Source organism: Synechococcus sp. Cruz-7E5 (assembly GCF_024345995.1).
GTDB lineage: Bacteria > Cyanobacteriota > Cyanobacteriia > PCC-6307 > Cyanobiaceae > Regnicoccus_A.
On the sequence record NZ_JAGQCE010000014.1, the window covers coordinates 18,533 to 38,912 of the forward strand.

Here is a 20,380-nt window from a genome sequence, read left to right on the forward strand (position 1 = left end):
CAGCTGGCTACCCAGCTAAGTCTTCTGTCCCAGCCGCGGTTCCTCGCCTGCCTGCAGCCGCTGCAGGTTGCTGCGGTGCCGCCAGACCACAAGCACGGTGGTGAACACCGCCAGGGCCAGGTAGGCCGGCCTGAGGCCGGTACCGGCTCCGGCAAAGGCTCCCAGCATCAGCAGGGGCAGGCTCAGGGCTGCCACGACGCTGGAGAGCGAGACGATCCGGCTGATGGTGAGGCAGGCCAGAAAGGTCCCGAAGCAGGCCAGGCCCACGGCCGGCACCAGGCCCAGCAGCATGCCCAGCCCTGTGGCGACCGCCTTGCCCCCCTTCCAGCCCAGCCACACGGGCCAGATGTGGCCCGCCAGGGCTGCCAGACCGGCCGCGACCACCCACCAGTCGGTGCCGGGGGTGAACCCGCTGGGCTGCAGCAGGGCCTTGGCCAGCAGCACCGCGGCGGTGCCCTTGAGCACATCCACCAGGAACACCACCAGGGCGGGTCCCTTGCCCAGCTGCCGCAGTACGTTGGTGGCCCCGGTGGAGCCGGAGCCCAGCTGGCGCAGGTCGATGCCGGCCAGCCAGCGGCCAGCCAGCCAGCCCGTGGGCAGCGAGCCCAGCAGATAGCCCGCCGCCAGCACCAGCAGGGGCAGGAGAGGCTGGCTCATGGCAGGTCCTGCTCCAGGGCCAGTTCGTTGGCGGTGGCGGCAAAGGCCAGCCAGAGGGGGAACTGAAGCACCGGGATGTCGACCACCTGCTCGGCGGCATCGATCACGATGAAGGGCAGTTCGCCGCGCTCCTCGAGCCGGTCGGCCCGCTCGATCAGGGCATCGGGCCGCTCGAACAGGACGATGCCGCTGTTGGGGCCGAAGTCTTCCCGGGCCAGTCCCAGGCAGTCCTGCAGGCCGCGGCGCCACTCTCCCAGCCGCTCGGGCTCTCCGGCCAGCACCAGGGTCTGGAAGCGGTCGCCGTAGAGGTCCCCCAGGATCGCCACCGCACCGGCGGTGATCAGGGCGTTGCGGTTGCGGCTGCCGGTGCTGGCCTGGGCACCCCGCCCGCCCTGGTTGAGGAACCAGTCGTCGAGCAGGGCGGCGGCAGCGGGCTCCAGGCTGCGGCGCAGCTTCCAGGGATCGGCATAGAAATCGGGCTGTCCCTGGAAGCGGGCGAGCCGATCGCGGATCAGTTCGGCGTCCTGGCTGAACTGGCCCGCCGCCGCCGGAGCGATCTGCTGGACCGCCGCTGCCGGTATGGCCTCAGGGGGAGGATCCAGAGGGGAGGGCTGCACCTGCAGAGGCTGCACCACCAGGTCCATCAGCTCAGCCTGGCTGGCCAGATCCTGCAGGGCCACCACCAGGTAGTCCTGGAAACCCTTGAGCCGGCGGGCGATGCCGTCGGTGCGGCCGCTGAGGCTCCCGTCGAGATCGGCGTCCAGTTGCCGCCGCCGCTCCTCCAGGGCCTGGATCTCGCTCAGCAGGGCCGCCCGGCGCTCGCGCAGATCGAGCAGGGCCAGCTCCAGCAGCTCCCCGTGGGCCGCCGGCTGAGCGGAGGCGATCGGTTCGGCGGCAGCCGAAGCGGCAGCGGCAGCCGAAGCGGCCGGGTCGGGCTCGGGTAGTGCTTCGTAGCCGGTTTCGGGAATGGGGGTGATGTCGCTCATGGCAGGCCGCTCAGGTGGAGCTCCAGCTGCTGGCGCAGGGCATTGGCATCAAAGAGCACGGGCAGCAGGTGGGGACTCCGCCGTTCACGGAAATAGAACAGCACCGGCAGGGGCCCCCAGAACAGCGTCCAGCCGATCCATTCGCTGTAGGGGAAGCGGCGCAGCAGGGTGGAGCGGCTCCACACCAGCAGGGCATCGCCGCTGAACTGCAGCCGCAGCAGCAGGGTCTGCAGCAGCAGAACCAACCCGAGCAGTCCGACCACCCCGGCGGCGATCGGGGTCCAGCTCCAGGCGCGCTGGAGGAGCAGCAGCGCCAGGCCCAGGGCGATCAACCCCAGGGGCACCCAGGGGCGGGGCGCCAGGATGATCCCGTTGGCTGGATCGGGACCGCTTGGAACAGGGCTCGTGGGAGTCGTCATCGCTCCATGCTGCAGCGCCTGCCCCCCAGTTGACCAGCGCTTGCTGCTCGGGACCCCGCCGGCAGCCGGCCCGCTGACTCAGCCACCGAAGAGCACCTGGGTGAGGACCACATCCACCAGGCTCACCGTCACCAGGATCATCACCACGGCGCCGGTGGTGCTGGTGCCCACCTCCTTGGGGCCGCCGCGGGTGGTGAGGCCCCAGCCGCAGGCAATCACCGCGATCTGCAGGCCGAACACCACGGCCTTCACCAGCATCGAGGGCAGGTCGGAGGGCTCCATCCAGGTGCGTACGGAATTCCAGAACACTGAGGGTGGAATCGAATAGAGGAAGGTGCTGCTCACCTGGCCCGACCAGATCCCCACCACGAAGAACAGCAGGCACTGCACCGGCGCCATCACCACCAGCGCCAGCACGCGGGGCACCACCAGGTATTCCACCGGATCGGTGCGCAGCATGGTGATCGCATCGATCTGTTCGGTCACTTTCATCGTGCCCAGCTGGGCGGCGTAGGCCGTGGCCACCTTTCCGGTGAGCAGGGTGGCGGTGAGCAGCGGGGCGATTTCCCGGGCCAGCCCCAGGGCGAGGATGCCGCCGACGGAGAAACCGGCACCCTGGCGGGTCAGTTCCGCCGCTACCTGGATGTTGAACACCGTGCCGGCGGCCAGCGCCGTGATGATCACGATCAGGAAGCTGCCGGGACCGGCTTCCAGCATCTGCTCGAACAGGTCGTTGAGGTTGATGCGGCCCTTGGCCAGAGAGGAGATCGCCTGCCCGCCGATCAGGCAACTGCTGCCGAGCCGCTGGATGTAGCGGGGAAGCCTCATGGTTGCAGTGCCGGACGCCGTCGCCGCCGCTCCGGCCAGCGCCGCATCACCACCAGCCCCACCACGATCAGCACCACCGGGATGATGCCCATGCACAGCCGGATCGTCAGCAGGGCCGAGTCGGGCTGGAGCAGGCCCTTGGCAGCCTTGTAGCCGCTGAAGCTGAGGACGTTGCCGAGCGCGAAGACCGCCACGCCGATGCCCAGTTTCTGGGTGATCACCATCCAGGCGGTGTAGAGGCCGGCGGGTTTGTCGGGATCGGCATCGATGGCATCTGGCAGCAGGGCCCAGGGGATCAGATAGGCGGTGGCGGCGCCCAGTCCCACCAGCATGATCGTGACCACCAGCAACGAGAGATTCAGCAGGTTTCCGGCTGAACCGGTGGGGGAGACGTCCGGGTTGAGCGGCACCAGCACCATCGCCGCCATGCAGCCCACCACCCAGAGCCCCACGCCCCAGCGCAGGGCATGTACCCTGCCGTGCCAGTAGGCCACCCAGCTCCAGAGCTGCAGGCCCGCCAGGGCGCTGAGCTGGAAGGGAATCAGAATCCAGGTACTCCAGCTCTCGGGGATGCGCATCACCACCGTGAGGAAGATCAGCGACACCGGTTGCATCAGTTGCAGTGCGCACCAGAGCAGCAGGTAGAGCCCCAGCACGCGCAGGAAGCGACCGTTGCGGCTGATCCGCCTCAGCTGCTTGCCGAGCGGTTCGGGATGGCCGCTGGGGCGCTGGCAGTGGCGGGCGAAGGGGGCCAGCCCCCAGGCGCAGACCAGGCTGGTGATGGCGATCAGCGCGCCGGAGATCAGGCCCATTCGCTCGTACCCCTCGGCGCCGCCGCCCACCAGCAGGGCTCCCAGCACCAGCCCGCTCAGGCCGGCGATGATCGAGCCGGTGAAGCGCAGGGCATTGAGCTTGGTGCGCAGGGGCGTGTCGGTGGTGAGCTCGCAGGCCAGGGCCGAGTAAGGCAGGTTGACGCAGGTGTAGAGCCCCATCGCCACCAGCTGGATCAGCACGAAAATGGAGAACTTCTGCCAGTCGCTGCCGGGGGGCACCCACCACATCGCCGCCATGCTCAGCCCGAGCGGCACGGCACTGAAGGCGATCCAGGGAATGCGCGGCCCCCAGCGGCTCTTGGTGTGGTCGCTGAGGAAGCCGACGATCGGGTCGTTGATGCCGTCCCAGACCTTGATCACCATCAGCACCAGGCCGGCCATCCAGGCCGGCAGGCCCGCCACACCGGTGTAGAAGACGAACAGGTAGAAGCCGAGCAGGGTGGCGGCCATGCCGGTGCCGGCGTCACCGAGGCTGTAGGACCAGAGCATGCGACGGCGGGCCCCGCCGCTGAGGCTGGAGGCATCGCTGACCGGTGTGGACTCCTGGGGGCTCAGCGTGGTCTCGGGAGAGGTCAAGAAGGGCTGTCCCAGGCGCAGGTCATAATGCTGCAGGCAAGCGTCCGCCGCGGTCATTGGGCCGGGATGGGCGCCCACCGACGGTACGCTTGTACTGGTGCGGGCGTAGTTTAGTGGTAAAACCTCAGCCTTCCAAGCTGATGATGCGGGTTCGATTCCCGCCGCCCGCTTGTCTCTTCAAAGAACCGGCCCCTCGATCAGGTGGGGAGCCACCAGCAGCATGAGGCTGCGGCCCTGCAAAGCTGCCGTCTCGGCGCTCCAGGGCTGGGGCGACAGCAGCAGATCATCGCCATCGACCTGGCCGGTGTCGACCAGCCGCAGCCAGCCGGCGCTGGGTCCCGGAAGCTTGAAAGCCATCGGCTGGTAGTAGGCGTTCATGCCGCACCAGAGCAGGGGGCCGTGGCGCAGGTCGTGCAGGCTCCAGGCCAGGCTGTGGGACCAGCTGCCCCAGTCGGGTTGGAGCAGCTCCAACCCGTGCCACTCGCGCCAGATCAGATCCCGCTCGCCCGGCCGGGAGGGGGGGGTGTCTGCATGGGGGCTCTCAGGATTGAGCAGGCCTTCGAGGCGGCGGCGCAGGCGCACCAGCCGGCTCACGAACTGATGAAGGGCCTGGTCGTCTTCGTCGGGGCGCCAGTGCATCCAGCCCAGGGGATTGTTCTGGCACCAGGTGTTGTTGTTGCCCCCCTGACTGCGGCGCACTTCATCGCCCATCAGCAGCATCGGCACCCCGGGCGCCAGCAGCAGGGTGCCCAGCAGGTTGCGGATCTGGCGGTTGCGCAGCTCGCTGATCTGCGGATCGCTGCAGGGCCCCTCCACCCCGTGGTTCCAGCTGTTGTTGTGGTTGTCGCCGTCGCGGTTGTCCTCGCCGTTGGCCAGGTTGTGCTTGACGTCGTAGCTGACCAGATCGGCGAGGGTGAAGCCGTCATGGGCGGTGATGAAGGTGATGCTGCGGCCTGCCTTTGCCGGCTTGCCGCCATAGAGATCGGAACTCCCTGACAGCCGCTGGGCCATCGACCAGCAGCAGCTGTCGTCCCCTTTCCAGAAGCGGCGCACGTCGTCGCGGAAGCGGCCGTTCCAGGTGCCCATGCGGCGCGCCGGAAAATCATGGAGCCGGTAGAGACCGCCGCAATCCCAGGGTTCGCTCACCAGCTTGAGGTCGCTCAGCTCAGGGTCGGCCTCGATCTCCTCGAACAGCGGCGGCTGGTCGAGTGGGGCCAGCTCCTCGCCACGGCTGAGGGCAATGCCGAGATCGAAGCGGAAGCCGTCGATGCCCAGCTCCAGGGCCCAGCAGCGCATCGACTCCAGCAGCAACCTCCTCACAAGGGGACGGTTGGCGGCGATGGTGTTGCCGCAGCCGGTGACATCCATGTAGTCACCACGGATGTTCTGGTGGTAATAGAGGTGGTCGGCCAGGCCGCGCCAGCTCAGGGTCGGCCCGTCCTGGTTGCCTTCGCTGGTGTGGTTGTAGACCACATCGAGCAGCACCTCCATTCCGGCCTGGTGGCAGGCGGTGACCAGCTGACGCATCTGCTGGCGCCCCGCCAGCGGGTCGTCGCCCACCAGATAGCCCTGGTGGGGTGCCATCCAGCTCAGGGGGCTGTAGCCCCAGTAGTTCTGTCGCCCGTGGGGTGCGTCCTGGGGATCGAAGGCCATCACCGGCAGCAGCTCCAGTGCGGTGACCCCCAGGCTGCGCAGATAGGGCAGTGAGTCGATCACGCCCAGCAGGCTGCCCTGGCGCTCGGTGGCCACGGGGCTGCCCTGGCCCCGGCTGAGCCCGCCCACGTGCAGCTCGTAGATCACCGTTGTCTGCCAGCTGTGGCGGGGCCTCGGCGCGGCCACGAAATCGAAGCGATCCCGCTCCGTGACCACTCCCTTCAGGCAGCTGGCCGTGTTTGGGATGGCGCCGATGGCGTCACCGCGGCGGTAGACATCCCAGCCGCTGATCGCCCTGGCACAGGGGTCGAGCAGCACTTTGGAGGGGTTGAATCCGTGCCCCCCGGGCATCAATGGCCCATAAACCCGGTAGCCGTAGCAGGTGCCCTCGCCGATGCCCTCCACTTCCACATGCCAGTGGTCGCCGGAGCGATGGCGCAGATCCAGCGGAATGATCCGAAAGGGTTCAGGCGAGCTGCCGCGGGCGAACAGCAGCAGCTCGACCCTGGTGGCCGTTGGGGCCACCAGGGAGAAATTCACCCCCCGGGCGGTGATCGCTGCCCCGAGGGGCCAGGGATGTCCGAGCTGGATCGAAGACAAGGACTCGGGTCACCCGTCGCTACAAGTTAGTGCTGTGCGGGCCGTTGGCCCTCGGGAGGCTCGATGCCGTTGGAGGATAGTGGCGAGACGACCATGGAGGCTGGGCGACCGCCCACGCCCGTGCTCCCCGGACTGTGGGTGTTCGCCCCCAACCGCGACAGCAGGGGGGGGACCTCCTGGCTGCTGGCGCCCCGGGGTCAGGCGCCGCTGCTGATCGATGTGCCGGCCTACACCGCCGCGAATCTTGCTTTTCTGCAGGAGGCCGGTGGCGGCACGATCCTGCTGACCAGCCGGGAGGGCCATGGGCGTTGCCGCCGCTGGCAGGAGGCGCTGGGCTGGCCGGTGCGGGTGCAGGAGCAGGAGGCCTACCTCCTGCCCGGCGTGAAGGGGCTGGCCCCCTTCGGCGATGAGCTTGATCTGGGTGGGGGCCTGCGGGCGCTCTGGACACCGGGGCCCACTCCAGGGGCCTGTGTGGTCCATGCCGCCGGGGAACACGACGTGCTCTTCTGCGGGCGCTTGCTGGTGCCGACCGCGCGGGGGGAGGCCCGTCCGCTGCGCACGGCCCGCACTTTTCACTGGGACCGGCAGAGGCGCAGCCTCGAAGCTCTGCACCGCTGGCTGCCGCCCGGTTCTCCCCGCTGGATCGCCAGCGGAGCGGGTCTTGGGGCACTGCAGGGGGAGAAGCTGATCGACGGCGGCCGCGGCCTGCTCGATGACCTGATTGATGGCCTGCAGGATGGCCTGCTCGATCCTCCCTGAGGCTTCGGTGGGCGGTCCATGGAGTCCGGATCGGGCGGGGTCGGGACCGATTCGGCTCCAAACCATTGTTCAGCAGGGGTTTTTGGTTGCCCGAACCGCCCTTCCCCCATACGATTGGCGCGCTGTACCGTTCCGGCGCCGGCGAGAGGGTGTTTTTCCGCTCCGTCCAGCTCCCGCATTCTCCTGAAGGTTTTCGCCTCCGATGAACAAAGCTGATCTCGTCAACCTCGTTGCGGTTCGCACCGAATTGACCAAGACCGAAGTGTCCAAGGTCGTCGACGCCGCGATCGAGACAATCGTGGATTCCGTTGTGGAGGGCAAGAAGGTCTCGATCCTGGGCTTCGGCTCCTTCGAGCCCCGCGAGCGCTCCGCCCGTCAGGGCCTCAATCCCAAGACCGGCGAAAAAATCAAGATCCCTGCCAAGCGGGTGCCGGCCTTCACTGCCGGTAAGCAGTTCAAGGACAAGGTCCAGAGCTGAGCCCTGGGGCTTCCCCTCCCCGCCCAGCTCGAGCGGCTGATCGAGGCGGCTGATCGCCGCCGGCTCGAGGGGCCCACGGGGCGATTCGCCCCCTCCCCGAGCGGTCCGCTGCATCTGGGCAATCTCCGCACAGCCCTGCTGGCCTGGCTGCAGGCTCGCCTCAGCAATGGGCGTTTTCTATTGCGCCACGACGATCTCGACAGCCCGCGCCAGCGTCCGGGGGCCATCGAGGCCATCGAGGCCGACCTGGCCTGGCTGGGCCTCACCTGGGATGGTGCGCCCCTGCGCCAGAGCGAGCGCAAGGGCCTGTACGGCTCGGTGCTGTCGTCCTTGCGCCGCGGCGGAGCCCTCTACCCCTGCCGCTGCAGTCGCCGGATGCTGGCGGATCTCTCAGCCCCCCACGGCGGCTGGCCGCTCTACCCGGGCACCTGCCGGGATCGGGCCATGGGCTGGGGGCCCAGCCAGGGGCGACTGCCCAGCTGGCGCCTGAGGCTTGAGCCTGGGAACTTGCGTTGGCGGGAGGAGATCGGTCCGGAGGGCTGCCTGGATGCGGCCACCGAGGTGGGCGATGTGGTGTTGCGCCGCGCTGATGGTTTGCTCGCCTACCACCTCACCTCGGCCGTGGACGACCTCTTGCTGGCGGTGACCACCGTGGTGCGAGGAGCTGACCTCTGGCGCTCAACGGCGCCGCAGCTGGCTGTGAGCGAGCGGTTGGGGCGTCCGTTTGCTGACACCTGGCATGTGCCCCTCTGGCTGGATGAGGCTGGGGAGCGGCTGGCCAAGCGGCAGGATGCCATTGGGCTTGAGCCGTTGCGGCAAGCGGGCCTGGATGCGGCTGCTGTGATCGGCCGGATGGCGGCCAGCCTGGATCTGGTGCCCGGCGGCAGCCGCCTGAGCGCCACGGAGCTGCTGCAGGATCTGGATCTGTCGCGCCTTAAGACTCAGTTGCGACGATGGAGTTGAGCCCCGGGAACTCTTAAGGAAGGTTTCGGGATCAAGGTCAGCCTTTCGGTTCAGACTTCAAGACGAATCTCTGGAGCATCTCCACGTGTCCAGCTCCAGCCCCGAACAATTGACTAGTCAGTACCGCTCGACCCGTGACGGAGGGTCATCTCGGGTCGTGGTGTCGTTCCCCAGCGCCCTTGAAACGGATGCTGAACTCTCAACTTCTTCCAGGTATCCCCACGTTCTCACCCATCCAGCTCATTTATCCCCATCGGTGAGGGGCTCAGCACAGATGGGTCTGAAGCGCTGCAGCCACTGCGGAGGCAGCGGTGTTCTGCGCCTGGGCTCCCACAGCTTCCGCACCTGCCTTGAATGCCTCGGCCAGGGCAGCCTTGTTGATCATGGGGCTGCCCGCCGCGACATCAGCGCTGCTTGAGCTTTTTCTGGCGCCAGATGAAGAAGGCCGCCGTGGCCACCACCACCCCCAGCGGCAAGGCGGTCAACAGCAGCAGGATCACGGAGGTCCAGTCGGTGTACATGACTGCATCAAGGGAACAGATCCCATCATCCCTGCCCCCAGGTGACCTGGCCCTCAGCAGATGCGCGGCAGCAGTTCGCCGCTCAGTGGCACCAGCACCCGCTCACTGCCGAAGCGAGTGCGCAGCAGAACCCGAGCGGCATCAGCCCGGACCTCCCCGATCAAAGCTCCACCGAGAGGTTCCAGGATCTGCAGGGTCGCCGCCGCTGAGCTTTCAGGCACCACCGCCACCAACCGTCCCTCGTTGGCCAGATGCAGGGGCTCGAAGCCAAGCAGCTCGCAGGTGCGGGCCACCGGCATCGCCACGGGGATCGTCTCCTCCTCAACAAGGAACTCCAGTCCGCTCGCTGCCGACAGTTCTGCGAGGGCGCTGGCCAGCCCGCCTCGGGTGAGATCCCTCAGACAGTGAAGCTGTACCCCTGCCGTCAGCAGGGACTCCACCACGGGCCACAGCGGCGCACAGTCGCTGGCCAGGGGGGGGTGCAGATCCAGGCCATGGCGGGCCGCCAGGATCGCCACGCCGTGGCGTCCGAGATCGCCGCTCACGAAGATCCGATCGCCCGTCACGATCGCCAGCGGATCGATGGGCAGGTCGGTCGCCAGCAGGCCGATGCCGCTGGTGTTGATGAACACCCCGTCGCCCTTGCCCCTCTCCACCACCTTCGTGTCGCCCGTCACGATCGTGACGCCGCACTGCCGCGCCGTGTTCGCCAGTGACACGACCAGGCGCCGGAGAACGGCCAGCTCCAGCCCCTCCTCCAGGATCAGTCCCACGCTGAGGTGAAGGGGACGGGCGCCGGCCATGGCCAGATCGTTGGCGGTCCCGGTGACAGCCAGGCTGCCGATGTCTCCTCCGGGGAATTCCAGGGGCTGCACCACGTAACTGTCGGTCGTGAAGGCAAGATCGCCATGGGGCAGCTTCAGGCGAGCCGCGTCGTGGAGCACCTGGGCGGGATCGCTGTAGAGGGGGCGCAGCTCCTGGTCGATCAGCTGCTGCATCAGCGTGCCGCCGCCGCCATGGGCCAGCCGGATCTGCGCTCCGGCCGTCGCTTCAGTCATGGCGGCGGTAGAGGTGGTAGGCGGCGCAGGCTCCCTCGCTCGACACCATCGGCGCCCCCAGAGGATGCTCGGGTGTGCAGGAAGTGCCGAACGCCGGGCAATCCCGCGGACTGCGTCGGCCCTGCAGGATCAGGCCGCTGATGCAGGGGTTGCCGGGATCGCCTTGGCCTTCACCTTTGCCTCTTTCGGGAAGTGGATCGCCTGCTGTGCCGCCGCCCGGGGAGACGTGGTGCCGGACATCGAGGCTGGCGTAGGGCCCGCGCAGGGCAAGCCCGCCGCCACGGATCATCCCGAAGCCACGCCAGGGCTGATCCACCACGGCGAACACCTCTTCAAGCAGCTCCCGTGCCGCCGGATTGCCCTCCGGCTTCACCACCCTTGGATAGGCATTCGCCAGCCGGGGTTGTCCGGCCTCGAGAAGCTCCACGCAGCGCAGCAGGCCACGCATCAGATCGATCGGCTCAAAGCCCGTCACCACCACCGGCACACGATGCCGTTGCACCAGCTCGTTCAGTTCGCCGGTGCCCATCACGGTGCAGACGTGCCCTGCTGCGAGGAAGCCCTGCACCTGGTTGCCATCGGCGCTGAGGATCGCCTCCATCGCTGGGGGTACTCGCACATGGGCCGTGAGCAGGGACAGGTTCCGCACCCCGCTGCGCAGGGCCTGGCGGGCGAGCAGGGCGGTGGCCGGAGCGGTGGTCTCGAAGCCCACCGCAAGAAAGACCACGGTGCGCTGGGGATGGCGGCGCGCCAGCTCGAGGGCCTGCAGGGGGGAGGTGAGCAGGCGCACGTCGCCGCCGGCCGCCCGCACCCCCAGCAGGTCGTCACTGCCGCTGCCGGGAACACGCAGCATGTCGCCATAGGAGCAGAGGATCACCTCCGGCCGCCGCGCCAGTTGCAGGGCCGCATCGATCGTGGCCGCCGGTGTCACGCACACCGGACAGCCGGGGCCGTGGATGAGGCGCAGACCGGGAGGCAGCAGCTGGTCGAGACCCCAGCGCACGATGGCGTGGGTCTGGCCACCGCAGACCTCCATCAGGGTCCAGGGTCTGGTGGTGATGGCGGCCAGCTGGGTCGCCAGCCCGTTCACCCCGCTGGTCATGGCGCCATGGGATGGAAGGTCTGGATGGCGCGCATGTATTGAGCACGCTCGTATTCGGATGGATCAGGACAGCGTTGCTGGCTCATGCAGCCGATCAGTTCGCGCGCCGTGGCGTGGTCGTGATCCTCCAGCCACTGGCTCAGCTCGGCTTCGATCACGGCGAGACGCTGGGGGCCATGGCGCAGCAGGGCTGCCACGATCTGGGTCACGCAGGCTCCGGCCATCAGCAGACGCACCACGTCGGTTCCTCTCTGGACGCCGCTGGTGGCCGCCAGGTCGAGGGGATGGCGGCCGTGCAGCAGGGCGATCCAGCGCAGCGGCAGGCGCAGGTCGTGGGGGGTGGAGAGCAGGAGGTTGGGGCGCACCTCGAGCGTCTCGATGTCGATGTCCGGCTGATAGAAGCGGTTGAAGAGCACGAGGCCGTCGGCCCCGGCAGCCGCCAGCCGACGGGCCATGGCACTGAAGTTGGTGAAGAAGGGACCGAGCTTCACAGCCAGGGGCAGCTTCACCTCGGCCCGCACTTCGGCCACCACCTCCTCCACCTGGTTCTCGATGGCGGCGCTGGAGAGGTCCGGATCGGTGGGGATCGCATAGAGGTTCAGTTCGATGGCCTGGGCACCGGCGTCCTCCAGCTGGCGGGCGCAACGCACCCAGCTGCCGGGACTGGTGCCGTTGAGGCTGGCGATCACCGGAATCGACAGACGCTCACGGGCTTCAGAGACGTGGTTGAGATAGAGGTCGTACCCCACATGGAACAGGGCCTGCTCCGGCACGTAGCTGAGGGCTTCGCCGTAGCTCTCGGCGCCCTGCATCCCCATCTGATGCAGATCGAGCTGGTCGCGCTCGATCTGCTCCTCGAAGAGCGAATGGAGCACCACGGCGGCGGCCCCCGCCTGCTCCAGTGCCATCAGCTGGTCGATGTCCTCACTCAGGGGTGCGGCGGCACCCACCACCAGGGGAGAGCGCAGCTCCAGGCCGAGGTAGGTGGTGGACAGATCGGGGCTCATGGCTGGGTCGCCCCTGTCGTGGTCGCGGTTGGGCCGCAGTCCTGGGAGGCCAGGGCCCGGTAGAGGCCCCAGCGACGATCAAGCTCCTGCTGGGCCTGTCGCTCCAGCTGCCGGGCCAGCTGGGGCTGGCTGAACCGCAGCATGCGGAAGCGGTTTTCCTCCGCCATCGTCTCGGCCAGCGGGCGGCTCGGGGCGCGTGAATCCAGCTGGAGAGGATTTTCGCCCCGTTCCGCCCGCCGGGGGTCGTAGCGGTAGAGAAGCCAGCGCCCTGAATCGACCGCCGCCTGCTGATGGGCCATGCCCCTGGCCATCGTGATGCCGTGGGCAATGCAGTGGGAATAGGCAATGATCAAAGAAGGCCCGGGATAGCTCTCGGCTTCCAGAAACGCCCTCACCGTGTGTTCGTCCCGTGCGCCCATCGCCACGCTGGCCACGTACACGCTGCCGTAGGTCATCGCCATCAGTCCGAGATCCTTCTTCGGCGCGGCCTTGCCAGCCGCCGCGAACTTCGCCACCGCAGCCCGCGGCGTGGCCTTGGAGGCCTGGCCGCCGGTGTTGGAGTAAACCTCGGTATCGAGCACGAGGGCGTTCACGTCGCGGCCGCTGGCGAGCACGTGATCGAGCCCGCCAAAGCCGATGTCGTAGGCCCAGCCGTCGCCGCCCACCAGCCACACACTTCGCTTCACCAGCGCGTCGGCCACGCTCAACAGACGGGCCGCCGGCGAGCCTGACGCCGCATCCTGCTCCTGCAGCAGGGTCTTGAGCTGGGCGACCCGCTGGCGCTGGGCAAAGATGCCGGCCTCATCGCTCTGGTCGGCGCCGAGGATGGCCTCCACCAGCTTGGCCGGCAGTGCCAGCAGGGACAGCAGTTCGCCCGCCATCTGCCGCTGCTGATCCACCGCCACACGCATGCCGAATCCGAATTCGGCGTTGTCCTCGAAGAGGGAGTTGCTCCAGGACGGCCCCCTGCCCTCCGCATTGGTGGTCCAGGGGGTCGTGGGCAGATTGCCCCCGTAGATCGAGGAGCAGCCCGTGGCGTTGGCGATCATCATCCGATCGCCGAACAGCTGGGTGGCGAGCTTGAGATAGGGCGTCTCGCCGCAGCCCCCGCAGGCTCCGGAGAACTCGAACAGCGGTTGCTGCAGTTGCTGCTGGCCGATCTTGCGCAGATTGAGAGCGGCGCACGGGGCCTCCGGCAGGCTGAGGAAGAAGTCCCAGTGGCCCCGGGCCTGCTCCCGCAGGGGGCGCTGGGGAGCCATGTTGATGGCCTTGCGTTTCGGCTCGGTGCGATCCCGCGCCGGGCACACCTCCACGCAGAGGGCGCAGCCGGTGCAGTCTTCAGCCCCCACCTGAATGGTGAAGGTCTGCCCCTCGAAGTCGTGGTCGCGGGCGGGGGCACGGCGGAACCCCTCGGGGGCGGTGGCGAGTGCCCCGGGCTCCACCACCTTGGCGCGAATCACGGCGTGGGGGCAGACCATCACGCACTTGCCGCACTGCACGCAGAGATCGTCTTCCCAGACCGGGATCGACTCGGCGATGTTGCGTTTCTCCCAGCGGGACGTGCCCACCGGGAAGGTGCCATCGCAGGGCAGGGCACTCACCGGCAGCTCGTCGCCACGGCGCTCCAGCATCGGCGCGATGACGTCACGCACGAAGGCCGGCGCAGCGGCCAGGCGTTCGTCGCTGGCGGCGAGTTCCAGCCCGCCCTCGCCGAGGACGATCGGCAGGTCGGCGTAGGCCAGCTCCTCCAGGTGGTCGAGGCTCGCATCGAGGGCCCTGAGGTTCATGGCCACGACCGCCTCCCCCTTGCGGCCATAGGTCTTGACGATCGCGGTGCGGATGCGCTCGATCGCCTCCTCCCGCGGCAGCACCCCACTCACCGCGAAGAAACAGGCCTGCATCACGGTGTTGATGTGGAAGCCCATGCCCGCCTCCATGGCCACCTGGCTGGCGTTGATGATCCAGACCTTCAGCTGCTTCGCCCGGATCGTGGTGCGCATCGCCTCCGGCAGCCGCCGCCAGCTCTCTGCGGCCGGATAGGGACTGTTGAGCAGCAGGATTCCGCCGGTCTCGAGGCCGGCCAGGAGGTCGAAGCGGCCCAGGAAATCCCATTGGTGGCAGGCCACCAGGGTGGGGCGCTGGATCAGGTAGGTGGAGCGGATCGGCCGGGGGCCGAAGCGCAGGTGCGACACCGTCACCGACCCCGACTTCTTGGAGTCGTAGACGAAGTACCCCTGGGCATGGAGGTCGGTGCTCTCGCCGATGATCTTGATCGTGCTCTTGTTGGCGCCCACGGTGCCGTCGGAGCCGAGGCCGTAGAACACGGCACGAACCTCTCCGGGCGCTTCGGTGACGAAGCCGTCCTCCCAGGGCAGGGAGCGGTGGGTGAGGTCGTCGTGGATTCCAACCGTGAAGTGGTTGAGGGGATCCTCACCGCAGAGGTGGTCGAACACCGCCTTCACCATCGCCGGAGTGAATTCCTTCGAGGAGAGGCCGTAGCGGCCACCCACCACCCGGGGCAGCGGGGCGCCGCCGCCGTGCTGCCGCTCCCATTCCTCGGCCACCGCCGCCACCACGTCGAGGTAGAGAGGCTCCCCCCCCGCTCCTGGCTCCTTGCAGCGGTCGAGCACCGCAATGGCCCGGGTGCTGGCCGGCAGCGCCTGGATCAGGCGCGCATTGCTGAAGGGGCGGTAAAGACGCACCTTCAGCACTCCGACCTTCTCCCCGTTGGCCTGCAGGGCCTCGGCGGTCTCAACCGCCGTCTCGCAACCGGAGCCCATCAGCACCAGCACCCGCTCGGCGTCGGCCGGCCCGACGTAGTCGTAGGGGGCGTAGGCGCGGCCGGTCAGGGCGGCGAAGGCGTCCATCGCTTCGGCCACCACGGCCGGTGCCGCGTCGTAGAAGCGGTTCACCGTCTCCCGCGCCTGGAAGTAGACGTCGGGGTTCTGGGCCGTGCCGCGCAGCACCGGGTGATCGGGACTGAGAGCCCGTTGGCGGTGGGCGGCGATCGCCTGCTCGGGAATCAGCTGCCGCAGCACCTCGTCCTCGATCGCCTCCACCTTCTGGATCTCGTGGGAGGTGCGGAAGCCGTCGAACATGTGCAGGAACGGCAGCCGTGAATGGAGGCTGGCTCTGGTGGCGATGGCTGCCAGATCCCCCGCTTCCTGAACGTTGTTGGCGCAGAGGATGGCGCAGCCGGTTCCCCGCACCGCCATCACGTCGGAGTGGTCGCCGAAGATCGAGAGCCCCTGGGCGGCGAGGGAACGGGCCGCCACGTGCAGCACTGCTGGCGTCAGTTCCCCGGCCAGCTTGTAGAGGTTGGGGATCATCAGCAGCAATCCCTGCGACGCCGTGAAGGTCGTGGTGAGACTGCCGGCCTGCAGGGCCCCGTGCACCGTGCCGGCCGCTCCCGCTTCGCTCTGCAGTTCCACGATCTCGGGCACAGTCCCCCAGAGGTTGGGGCGGCCTTCTGATCTCCAGGCATCGGCCCATTCCCCCATCGGCGACGCCGGCGTGATCGGGTAGAGGGCGATCACCTCGTTGAGGCGATAGGAGACCCGGGCGGTGGCCTCGTTGCCGTCGATCGTCAGGGTGCTCATGCCTCTTCCTCCTCGACCAGGCTCAGCGCCATCCCCACGTGCACCAGCACCTGATCGCCCACCTGGGCGTCCGGGAGGCAGGCCAGGCTCACCTGCTGGCGAACGCCGCCGAAGTCGACATCGGCCATGCGCCAGAGGTCGTCGTTGCAGTCGCCTTGGCCGCCTTGCTCAGGCGCCGATTGCGGTGGCCGGCTCGTGATCGAGAGGATGAGACCGGGAACGGCCAGGCACATGGAGCTGACTCTGGGATGGAAGATCTTCCCTCTGGTTTATAGGCAGGCTGCGGCGAACCGCCCAGACCTGGCCGAGGGCCAGGCCCCCGTCGTTGCCAGGGACCCGTTCGCCCCAGAAGGGGGTGAGACCGCCGGCCCGAAGCGCACGGATGGAGCGTTCGAGCAGGATCCGGTTCTGAAAGCACCCGCCTGCCAGGACCACCCTGGCCGCTCCTGTGTGCCGGGCTGCCGACACGGCCAGCGCCTGGATGGCCTGGCTCAAGCCGTTGTGGAATCTGGCGGCGCACACCGCGGTGGGGACTCCTGCGTTCTGGTCGGCCAGCAACGCCTCGATCAGTGGCTGCCAGTCGAGCCGGCCCATCGCCGGGAGGGGCAGCGGATAGGCCCCGGAATCAGCAGGGGCCTGCGCTGCGGCCCCCTCCAGCAGCAGGCCTCCCTGGCCTTCGTGGCTGAGCACCTGAGCCAGACCCAGCAGCGAGGCCACCGCATCGAACAGTCGCCCAACGCTGGAGCTCAGCGGGCTGTTGCAGCGACTTGCGATCGCCTGCAGCAAGAGGTGTCGTTCGTCCTGGGAGAAAGCAGCCAGCGTGTGGCGGGCGCCCGGGTGCTGGAGCACGGCGGATCCGGCCGCGGCCAGCAGGCCCAGGGCGGCGCGACGTGGTTCGGCCATGGCGCGCCCGGCCCCCGGCAGGGGAAATGGGCGCAGGCTGGCCAGGCGGCGCCAGCCGTCGCTATCGATCTGCAGCAGTTCCCCACCCCAGAGGGGCGCCACGGGGTCGCTGCCGTAGCCCAGTCCGTCGAAGCAGAAGGCCAGCACCGGAGCGGCGAGCCGATGCTCCGCCATCACCGCCAGGGCGTGGGCGAGGTGGTGGGGCACCTCACGGTGTTCAAACGGCTGGGTGGCGGCCAGTTGATGGCTCAGTTGATGGCTGAGATAGCCCGGATGGGCGTCGCTGACGAGCAGGGCGCCGTCACCACCATGGTGTTCCAGCAGCTCCGCGACCCCCTCCGCCAGCCGTTGCTGGCAGGACCCCTCGGCCAGGTCGCCCAGGTGGGGAGCCAGCCAGACCCGGCTGCCGATCGCGAGGGCGGGAGCACTTTTCAGATCGCCGCCGAGCGCCACCACCACTTGCTGCGCCAACTCCGAGGTGGTGGCTTCTGCGCCAGGCACGGTCGGCAGGGGCAGGGCCTCGGGTGCCATGCCCCGCGCCCGGCGGATCAGGGCCGGTCTGCCGTCGATCACCTGCAGCAGCGAGTCATCGAGGGGGCGGGCGATCGGGCGGTCGTGGCAGAGCCAGGCATCGGCGATTCCCGCCAGGCGTTCGATCGCTTCGTCCGGATCGGTGCAGAGCGTTTCGCCGCTGCGGTTGCCGCTGGTGGCCACCAGCGGCCGGCCGAAGGCGTGGATCAGCAGGTGGTGCAGGGGCGAGGCCGGCAGCATCACCCCCAGGGCCGGACTGCCCGGGGCGACAGCGGGGAAGTACTCCGCCACTGGCGCTCGCCGCCGCAGGAGCACGATCGGCGCGGCGGGATGCTGCAGGGCCTCCAGTTCGTCGGCGTCGAGCAGGCAGTGGGCTGAGATCCAGGCGGGATCTCCGACCAGCAGTGCGAAGGGTTTGGCGGGTCGCTGCTTGCGTCGCCGCAACCGGGCCACGGCAGCGGCATTGCCGGCGTCGACCAGTAGCTGGAAGCCGCCGATCCCCTGCAGGGCCACGATCCGGCCGTCGCCGAGCAGTTCGCAGGCGCGTTGGATCAGGGTCGCGCTGTCCTCTCTTCGCGGACTCCCAGAGGTTGGGGGCTGGGCCGCCTGCGTCCCGATCCGCAGGCTCAGGCGGGGGCCGCAGGCGGGACAGCCGATCGTCTCGGCGTGGAAGCGGCGGTTATGGGGATCGTTGAACTCGTGTTGACAGCTCGGGCACAGCACGAAGCTGGCCAGGCTGGTGTGGGCGCGGGCGAACGGCTCAGCGGTGGCGATGCTGAAACGAGGTCCGCAGCTGCAGCAGCTGATGAAGGCGTAGCCGAAGCGGCGGTCGGCAGGGTCGCTGAGCTCCGCCAGGCAGGCTGCGCAGGGTGCCCGATCGGCCGCCAGCGATGGCGCCACCAGGCCGATGCCTAACGGCGTGGCGGCGCCTGCGGCGATCCGTACCGTCGCGGCAGGAGTGATGGCTGTGGGCGGCAACCAGCACGGCTCCAGCGGTTCCAGCTGGGCCGGAGGGGGGATCTCGCGGGGCAGCCGCTCCAGGAAAGACTCCAGCCGATCCCGCTCGCCCTCCAGATCGATCCGCACCGAGCCGCGCACGTTCTCCACCTCACCGGCCAGCTCCAGAGCCATGGCCAGCCGGTGGACGAAGGGACGAAAGCCGACCCCTTGCACGATCCCGCTGCAGCGCAGCTGAAGCCGTGCCCTGGGCCTCACAGGGGCGACGGGATCTGGAGCCCCAGTGCGGCCAGAAGCTCGTCCATGCCGGCCCCCGATTGTGCCGACACCTCCACCACCCGGGCCCGGGGCGCCACCTGGGCGATGTGGCGCAGAGCCTGGCTGCGCTCGAAGCCCACGGCGGCACTGAGGTCGATCTTGCTGATCACCACCACGTCGGCGGCATGAAAGGTGGCCGGATATTTCAGGGGTTTGTCCTCCCCTTCCGTCACCGACAGCATCACCACCCGCATGCTCTCGCCCAGGTCGTAGGCCGAGGGGCAGACCAGATTGCCCACGTTCTCGATCACCAGCAGATCCAGCGCAGCCAGATCGATGCCGTCCGATTCGAGCGTCGCCAGGGCTTTTTGCACCATCCCCGCTTCCAGGTGACAGGCCTGGCCGGTGGTGATCTGGATCGCCCGCAGTCCCGCGTTCCGCAGGCGTCTGGCATCGTTGTCGGTCGCCAGATCACCGACCACCGCCGCGATCCGATGGCTGGCGCCCCAGTCGCGGGCCATGCGCTCCAGCAGAGCGGTCTTGCCCGAACCCGGCGACGACAGCAGATTGATCACCGGCACGCCCGCGGCCCCGAATCGCGATCGGTTGGCCGCGGCCTGGGTGTCATTGCGGCTAAGCAGATCCTGTCCCAGTTCCAGATGGGTGTGGGCGGATGGCTGCTCCTTTGCGGTGGGGTGGGCGTGTGTATGGGTGGGGGCGCCACAGTTGCAGTCGAGGCACATCGGCGGCGGACTCCCCAGGCGGCGGACGGTGAAGGGCTCGCAGCGATACAGGGCCCGATCAGACGCTAGGCAGCGCATGCAGGAGCTGCCATGCGCGGAGGGAATGTCATCGACACCTCAAGGCAGCTGCGGATCGTCGCCGCAGTCGAGATCCAGCGAGGCGAGCTGCAGCTCCCGCCCCTGAACCAGCTCCCGACTGATCGCGCCACAGTCCGGACATTCGCAGACCCCGTCATGGGCCGGGAACGTCTGGTGGCAGACGGCGCAGAAGGCTTGGGCCTGAATCGATTCGATCACCAGGGCGGCCCCCTCGCCCAGGGTTCCCGCCATCACCACGTCGAAGGCGAAGCGCAGCGCGTCCGGCTCCACGCCCGCCAGGCTGCCGATCCGCAGGGTGATCGTGCTGATGCGGCGGGCGTGATGCTCCCCTGCCCGCTCGAGAGCGAGATCACGGACCGCTTCCATCAGGCTCAGTTCATGCAAGGGAGTGGTCGAGCCAGGTGTGGAGCAGGCGCCGGGCCTCGGGCAGCAGGGCACGCTGGGACGGGCTCATCGCCGGTCCATGGGGGAACGCGAAGGCCGGCACCAGCAGGATCGTGGCTGCGGGGCGGCTGTCGAACAGGAGGTCGGCCAGCGCCACCAGGGCCCCCGGCTCCAGGTGATGGCTGCCGCTGCCAGGCCCCGTCGCTGCGGAGGGCACCGGGCGCAGCTGCGGTCGGGCCGCTCCCGCTGGATCCGCCGCGGCAGCCAGCCAGGCATCGATGAACAGCACCCCGCTGCGGTCGACCAGATCGGCGGCCAGCTCCGGTGTGAGCTGATGCACCATCAGGGCGGTCAGATCGGAAGGATCAGTCCGATCGGAACGATCAGCCAGTGTTCCGGCCAGATGCCAGCCCACCCCATCGTCGCCGCGGAGGGGGTTGCCGATGCCGATCACCAGCCTGCCCAA

19 protein-coding genes and 1 tRNA gene are annotated in these 20,380 nt (G+C 68.7%); 5 read left to right on the forward strand and 15 right to left on the reverse strand.

What is annotated here, in order from left to right:
• Positions 1-15: 15 nt before the first annotated feature.
• The 5 genes from plsY to KBY77_RS13430 form a co-directional block, all read right to left on the reverse strand.
• Positions 16-657, reverse strand: coding sequence for a glycerol-3-phosphate 1-O-acyltransferase PlsY (gene plsY / locus KBY77_RS13410; RefSeq protein ID WP_255105399.1), 642 nt, complete (start codon positions 655-657; stop codon positions 16-18).
• A complete protein-coding gene (locus KBY77_RS13415; RefSeq protein WP_255105401.1) occupies positions 654-1,643 on the reverse strand; it encodes a DUF3086 domain-containing protein in 990 nt (329 codons plus the stop codon). The genes plsY and KBY77_RS13415 overlap by 4 nt, the downstream gene beginning before the upstream one ends.
• Positions 1,640-2,062, reverse strand: a complete 423-nt coding sequence (locus tag KBY77_RS13420) for a DUF3119 family protein (RefSeq protein WP_255105403.1) — start codon at positions 2,060-2,062, stop codon at positions 1,640-1,642. The genes KBY77_RS13415 and KBY77_RS13420 overlap by 4 nt, the downstream gene beginning before the upstream one ends.
• 78 nt (positions 2,063-2,140) lie before the next feature.
• Entirely contained in the window at positions 2,141-2,890 is a 750-nt protein-coding gene (locus KBY77_RS13425) for an ABC transporter permease (protein ID WP_255105405.1), read from the reverse strand.
• Positions 2,887-4,299: an MFS transporter gene (locus tag KBY77_RS13430; protein WP_255105408.1), complete on the reverse strand. Its 1,413-nt coding sequence runs from the start codon at positions 4,297-4,299 to the stop codon at positions 2,887-2,889. The genes KBY77_RS13425 and KBY77_RS13430 overlap by 4 nt, the downstream gene beginning before the upstream one ends.
• Before the next feature lie 99 nt (positions 4,300-4,398).
• Between KBY77_RS13430 and KBY77_RS13435 the strand changes: the two genes are divergently transcribed.
• Positions 4,399-4,469, forward strand: a tRNA-Gly gene (locus KBY77_RS13435).
• A gap of 7 nt (positions 4,470-4,476) precedes the next feature.
• On the opposite strand, the gene KBY77_RS13440 is transcribed toward KBY77_RS13435, so the two are convergent.
• The gene (locus KBY77_RS13440; RefSeq protein WP_255105409.1) at positions 4,477-6,552 is read right to left on the reverse strand and encodes a glycogen-debranching protein; all 2,076 of its coding nucleotides are present in this window, start codon (positions 6,550-6,552) and stop codon (positions 4,477-4,479) included.
• A 120-nt stretch (positions 6,553-6,672) separates the two neighbouring features.
• Between KBY77_RS13440 and KBY77_RS13445 the strand changes: the two genes are divergently transcribed.
• The 4 genes from KBY77_RS13445 to KBY77_RS13460 all read left to right on the forward strand — a co-directional run bounded on the left by KBY77_RS13445 (position 6,673) and on the right by KBY77_RS13460 (position 9,170).
• The gene (locus tag KBY77_RS13445; protein ID WP_399212887.1) at positions 6,673-7,311 is read left to right on the forward strand and encodes an MBL fold metallo-hydrolase; all 639 of its coding nucleotides are present in this window, start codon (positions 6,673-6,675) and stop codon (positions 7,309-7,311) included.
• Positions 7,312-7,513: 202 nt separating this feature from the next.
• Positions 7,514-7,789, forward strand: coding sequence for an HU family DNA-binding protein (locus KBY77_RS13450; protein WP_094555763.1), 276 nt, complete (start codon positions 7,514-7,516; stop codon positions 7,787-7,789).
• A gap of 3 nt (positions 7,790-7,792) precedes the next feature.
• A complete protein-coding gene (gluQRS, locus tag KBY77_RS13455; RefSeq protein WP_255105579.1) occupies positions 7,793-8,752 on the forward strand; it encodes a tRNA glutamyl-Q(34) synthetase GluQRS in 960 nt (319 codons plus the stop codon).
• A gap of 274 nt (positions 8,753-9,026) precedes the next feature.
• A complete protein-coding gene (locus tag KBY77_RS13460; RefSeq protein ID WP_255105412.1) occupies positions 9,027-9,170 on the forward strand; it encodes a hypothetical protein in 144 nt (47 codons plus the stop codon).
• 156 nt (positions 9,171-9,326) lie between these two features.
• Here KBY77_RS13460 and hypE read toward each other — a convergent pair whose 3' ends face one another.
• From hypE to KBY77_RS13505, 9 genes are all read right to left on the reverse strand, one after another.
• Positions 9,327-10,331: a hydrogenase expression/formation protein HypE gene (gene hypE / locus KBY77_RS13465; RefSeq protein ID WP_255105413.1), complete on the reverse strand. Its 1,005-nt coding sequence runs from the start codon at positions 10,329-10,331 to the stop codon at positions 9,327-9,329.
• The gene (hypD, locus tag KBY77_RS13470; RefSeq protein WP_255105415.1) at positions 10,324-11,433 is read right to left on the reverse strand and encodes a hydrogenase formation protein HypD; all 1,110 of its coding nucleotides are present in this window, start codon (positions 11,431-11,433) and stop codon (positions 10,324-10,326) included. The genes hypE and hypD overlap by 8 nt, the downstream gene beginning before the upstream one ends.
• Positions 11,430-12,440 carry a dihydroorotate dehydrogenase-like protein gene (locus tag KBY77_RS13475; protein WP_255105418.1) on the reverse strand — a complete coding sequence of 337 codons (1,011 nt, stop codon included), beginning with the start codon at positions 12,438-12,440 and terminating at the stop codon, positions 11,430-11,432. Before KBY77_RS13475 ends, hypD begins: the two co-directional genes overlap by 4 nt.
• Positions 12,437-16,039 (reverse strand): pyruvate:ferredoxin (flavodoxin) oxidoreductase, encoded by a 3,603-nt coding sequence (nifJ, locus tag KBY77_RS13480; protein ID WP_255105419.1) that lies wholly within the window; start codon positions 16,037-16,039, stop codon positions 12,437-12,439. The genes KBY77_RS13475 and nifJ overlap by 4 nt, the downstream gene beginning before the upstream one ends.
• Positions 16,036-16,272 (reverse strand): HypC/HybG/HupF family hydrogenase formation chaperone, encoded by a 237-nt coding sequence (locus KBY77_RS13485; RefSeq protein WP_255105422.1) that lies wholly within the window; start codon positions 16,270-16,272, stop codon positions 16,036-16,038. The genes nifJ and KBY77_RS13485 overlap by 4 nt, the downstream gene beginning before the upstream one ends.
• Positions 16,208-18,688, reverse strand: coding sequence for a carbamoyltransferase HypF (hypF, locus tag KBY77_RS13490; RefSeq protein WP_255105425.1), 2,481 nt, complete (start codon positions 18,686-18,688; stop codon positions 16,208-16,210). Before hypF ends, KBY77_RS13485 begins: the two co-directional genes overlap by 65 nt.
• Complete coding sequence (hypB, locus tag KBY77_RS13495) at positions 18,685-19,431, reverse strand: hydrogenase nickel incorporation protein HypB (RefSeq protein ID WP_399212909.1); 747 nt, start codon at positions 19,429-19,431, stop codon at positions 18,685-18,687. Before hypB ends, hypF begins: the two co-directional genes overlap by 4 nt.
• A gap of 117 nt (positions 19,432-19,548) precedes the next feature.
• Positions 19,549-19,896: a hydrogenase maturation nickel metallochaperone HypA gene (gene hypA, locus KBY77_RS13500; RefSeq protein ID WP_255105429.1), complete on the reverse strand. Its 348-nt coding sequence runs from the start codon at positions 19,894-19,896 to the stop codon at positions 19,549-19,551.
• A gap of 10 nt (positions 19,897-19,906) precedes the next feature.
• On the reverse strand, positions 19,907-20,380 hold the full coding sequence (locus KBY77_RS13505) for a hydrogenase maturation protease (protein ID WP_255105431.1): 474 nt from the start codon (positions 20,378-20,380) through the stop codon (positions 19,907-19,909).

What these genes read in the sequence shown, in the direction of transcription:
- plsY (WP_255105399.1), bottom strand. Translation starts at nt 657, where the DNA reads ATGAGCCAGCCTCTCCTGCCCCTGCTGGTGCTGGCGGCGGGCTATCTG.
- KBY77_RS13415 (WP_255105401.1), bottom strand. Translation starts at nt 1,643, where the DNA reads ATGAGCGACATCACCCCCATTCCCGAAACCGGCTACGAAGCACTACCC.
- KBY77_RS13420 (WP_255105403.1), bottom strand. Translation starts at nt 2,062, where the DNA reads ATGACGACTCCCACGAGCCCTGTTCCAAGCGGTCCCGATCCAGCCAAC.
- KBY77_RS13425 (WP_255105405.1), bottom strand. Translation starts at nt 2,890, where the DNA reads ATGAGGCTTCCCCGCTACATCCAGCGGCTCGGCAGCAGTTGCCTGATC.
- KBY77_RS13450 (WP_094555763.1), top strand. Translation starts at nt 7,514, where the DNA reads ATGAACAAAGCTGATCTCGTCAACCTCGTTGCGGTTCGCACCGAATTG.
- KBY77_RS13460 (WP_255105412.1), top strand. Translation starts at nt 9,027, where the DNA reads ATGGGTCTGAAGCGCTGCAGCCACTGCGGAGGCAGCGGTGTTCTGCGC.
- hypE (WP_255105413.1), bottom strand. Translation starts at nt 10,331, where the DNA reads ATGACTGAAGCGACGGCCGGAGCGCAGATCCGGCTGGCCCATGGCGGC.
- hypD (WP_255105415.1), bottom strand. Translation starts at nt 11,433, where the DNA reads ATGACCAGCGGGGTGAACGGGCTGGCGACCCAGCTGGCCGCCATCACC.
- KBY77_RS13475 (WP_255105418.1), bottom strand. Translation starts at nt 12,440, where the DNA reads ATGAGCCCCGATCTGTCCACCACCTACCTCGGCCTGGAGCTGCGCTCT.
- nifJ (WP_255105419.1), bottom strand. Translation starts at nt 16,039, where the DNA reads ATGAGCACCCTGACGATCGACGGCAACGAGGCCACCGCCCGGGTCTCC.
- KBY77_RS13485 (WP_255105422.1), bottom strand. Translation starts at nt 16,272, where the DNA reads ATGTGCCTGGCCGTTCCCGGTCTCATCCTCTCGATCACGAGCCGGCCA.
- hypB (WP_399212909.1), bottom strand. Translation starts at nt 19,431, where the DNA reads ATGTGCCTCGACTGCAACTGTGGCGCCCCCACCCATACACACGCCCAC.
- hypA (WP_255105429.1), bottom strand. Translation starts at nt 19,896, where the DNA reads ATGGAAGCGGTCCGTGATCTCGCTCTCGAGCGGGCAGGGGAGCATCAC.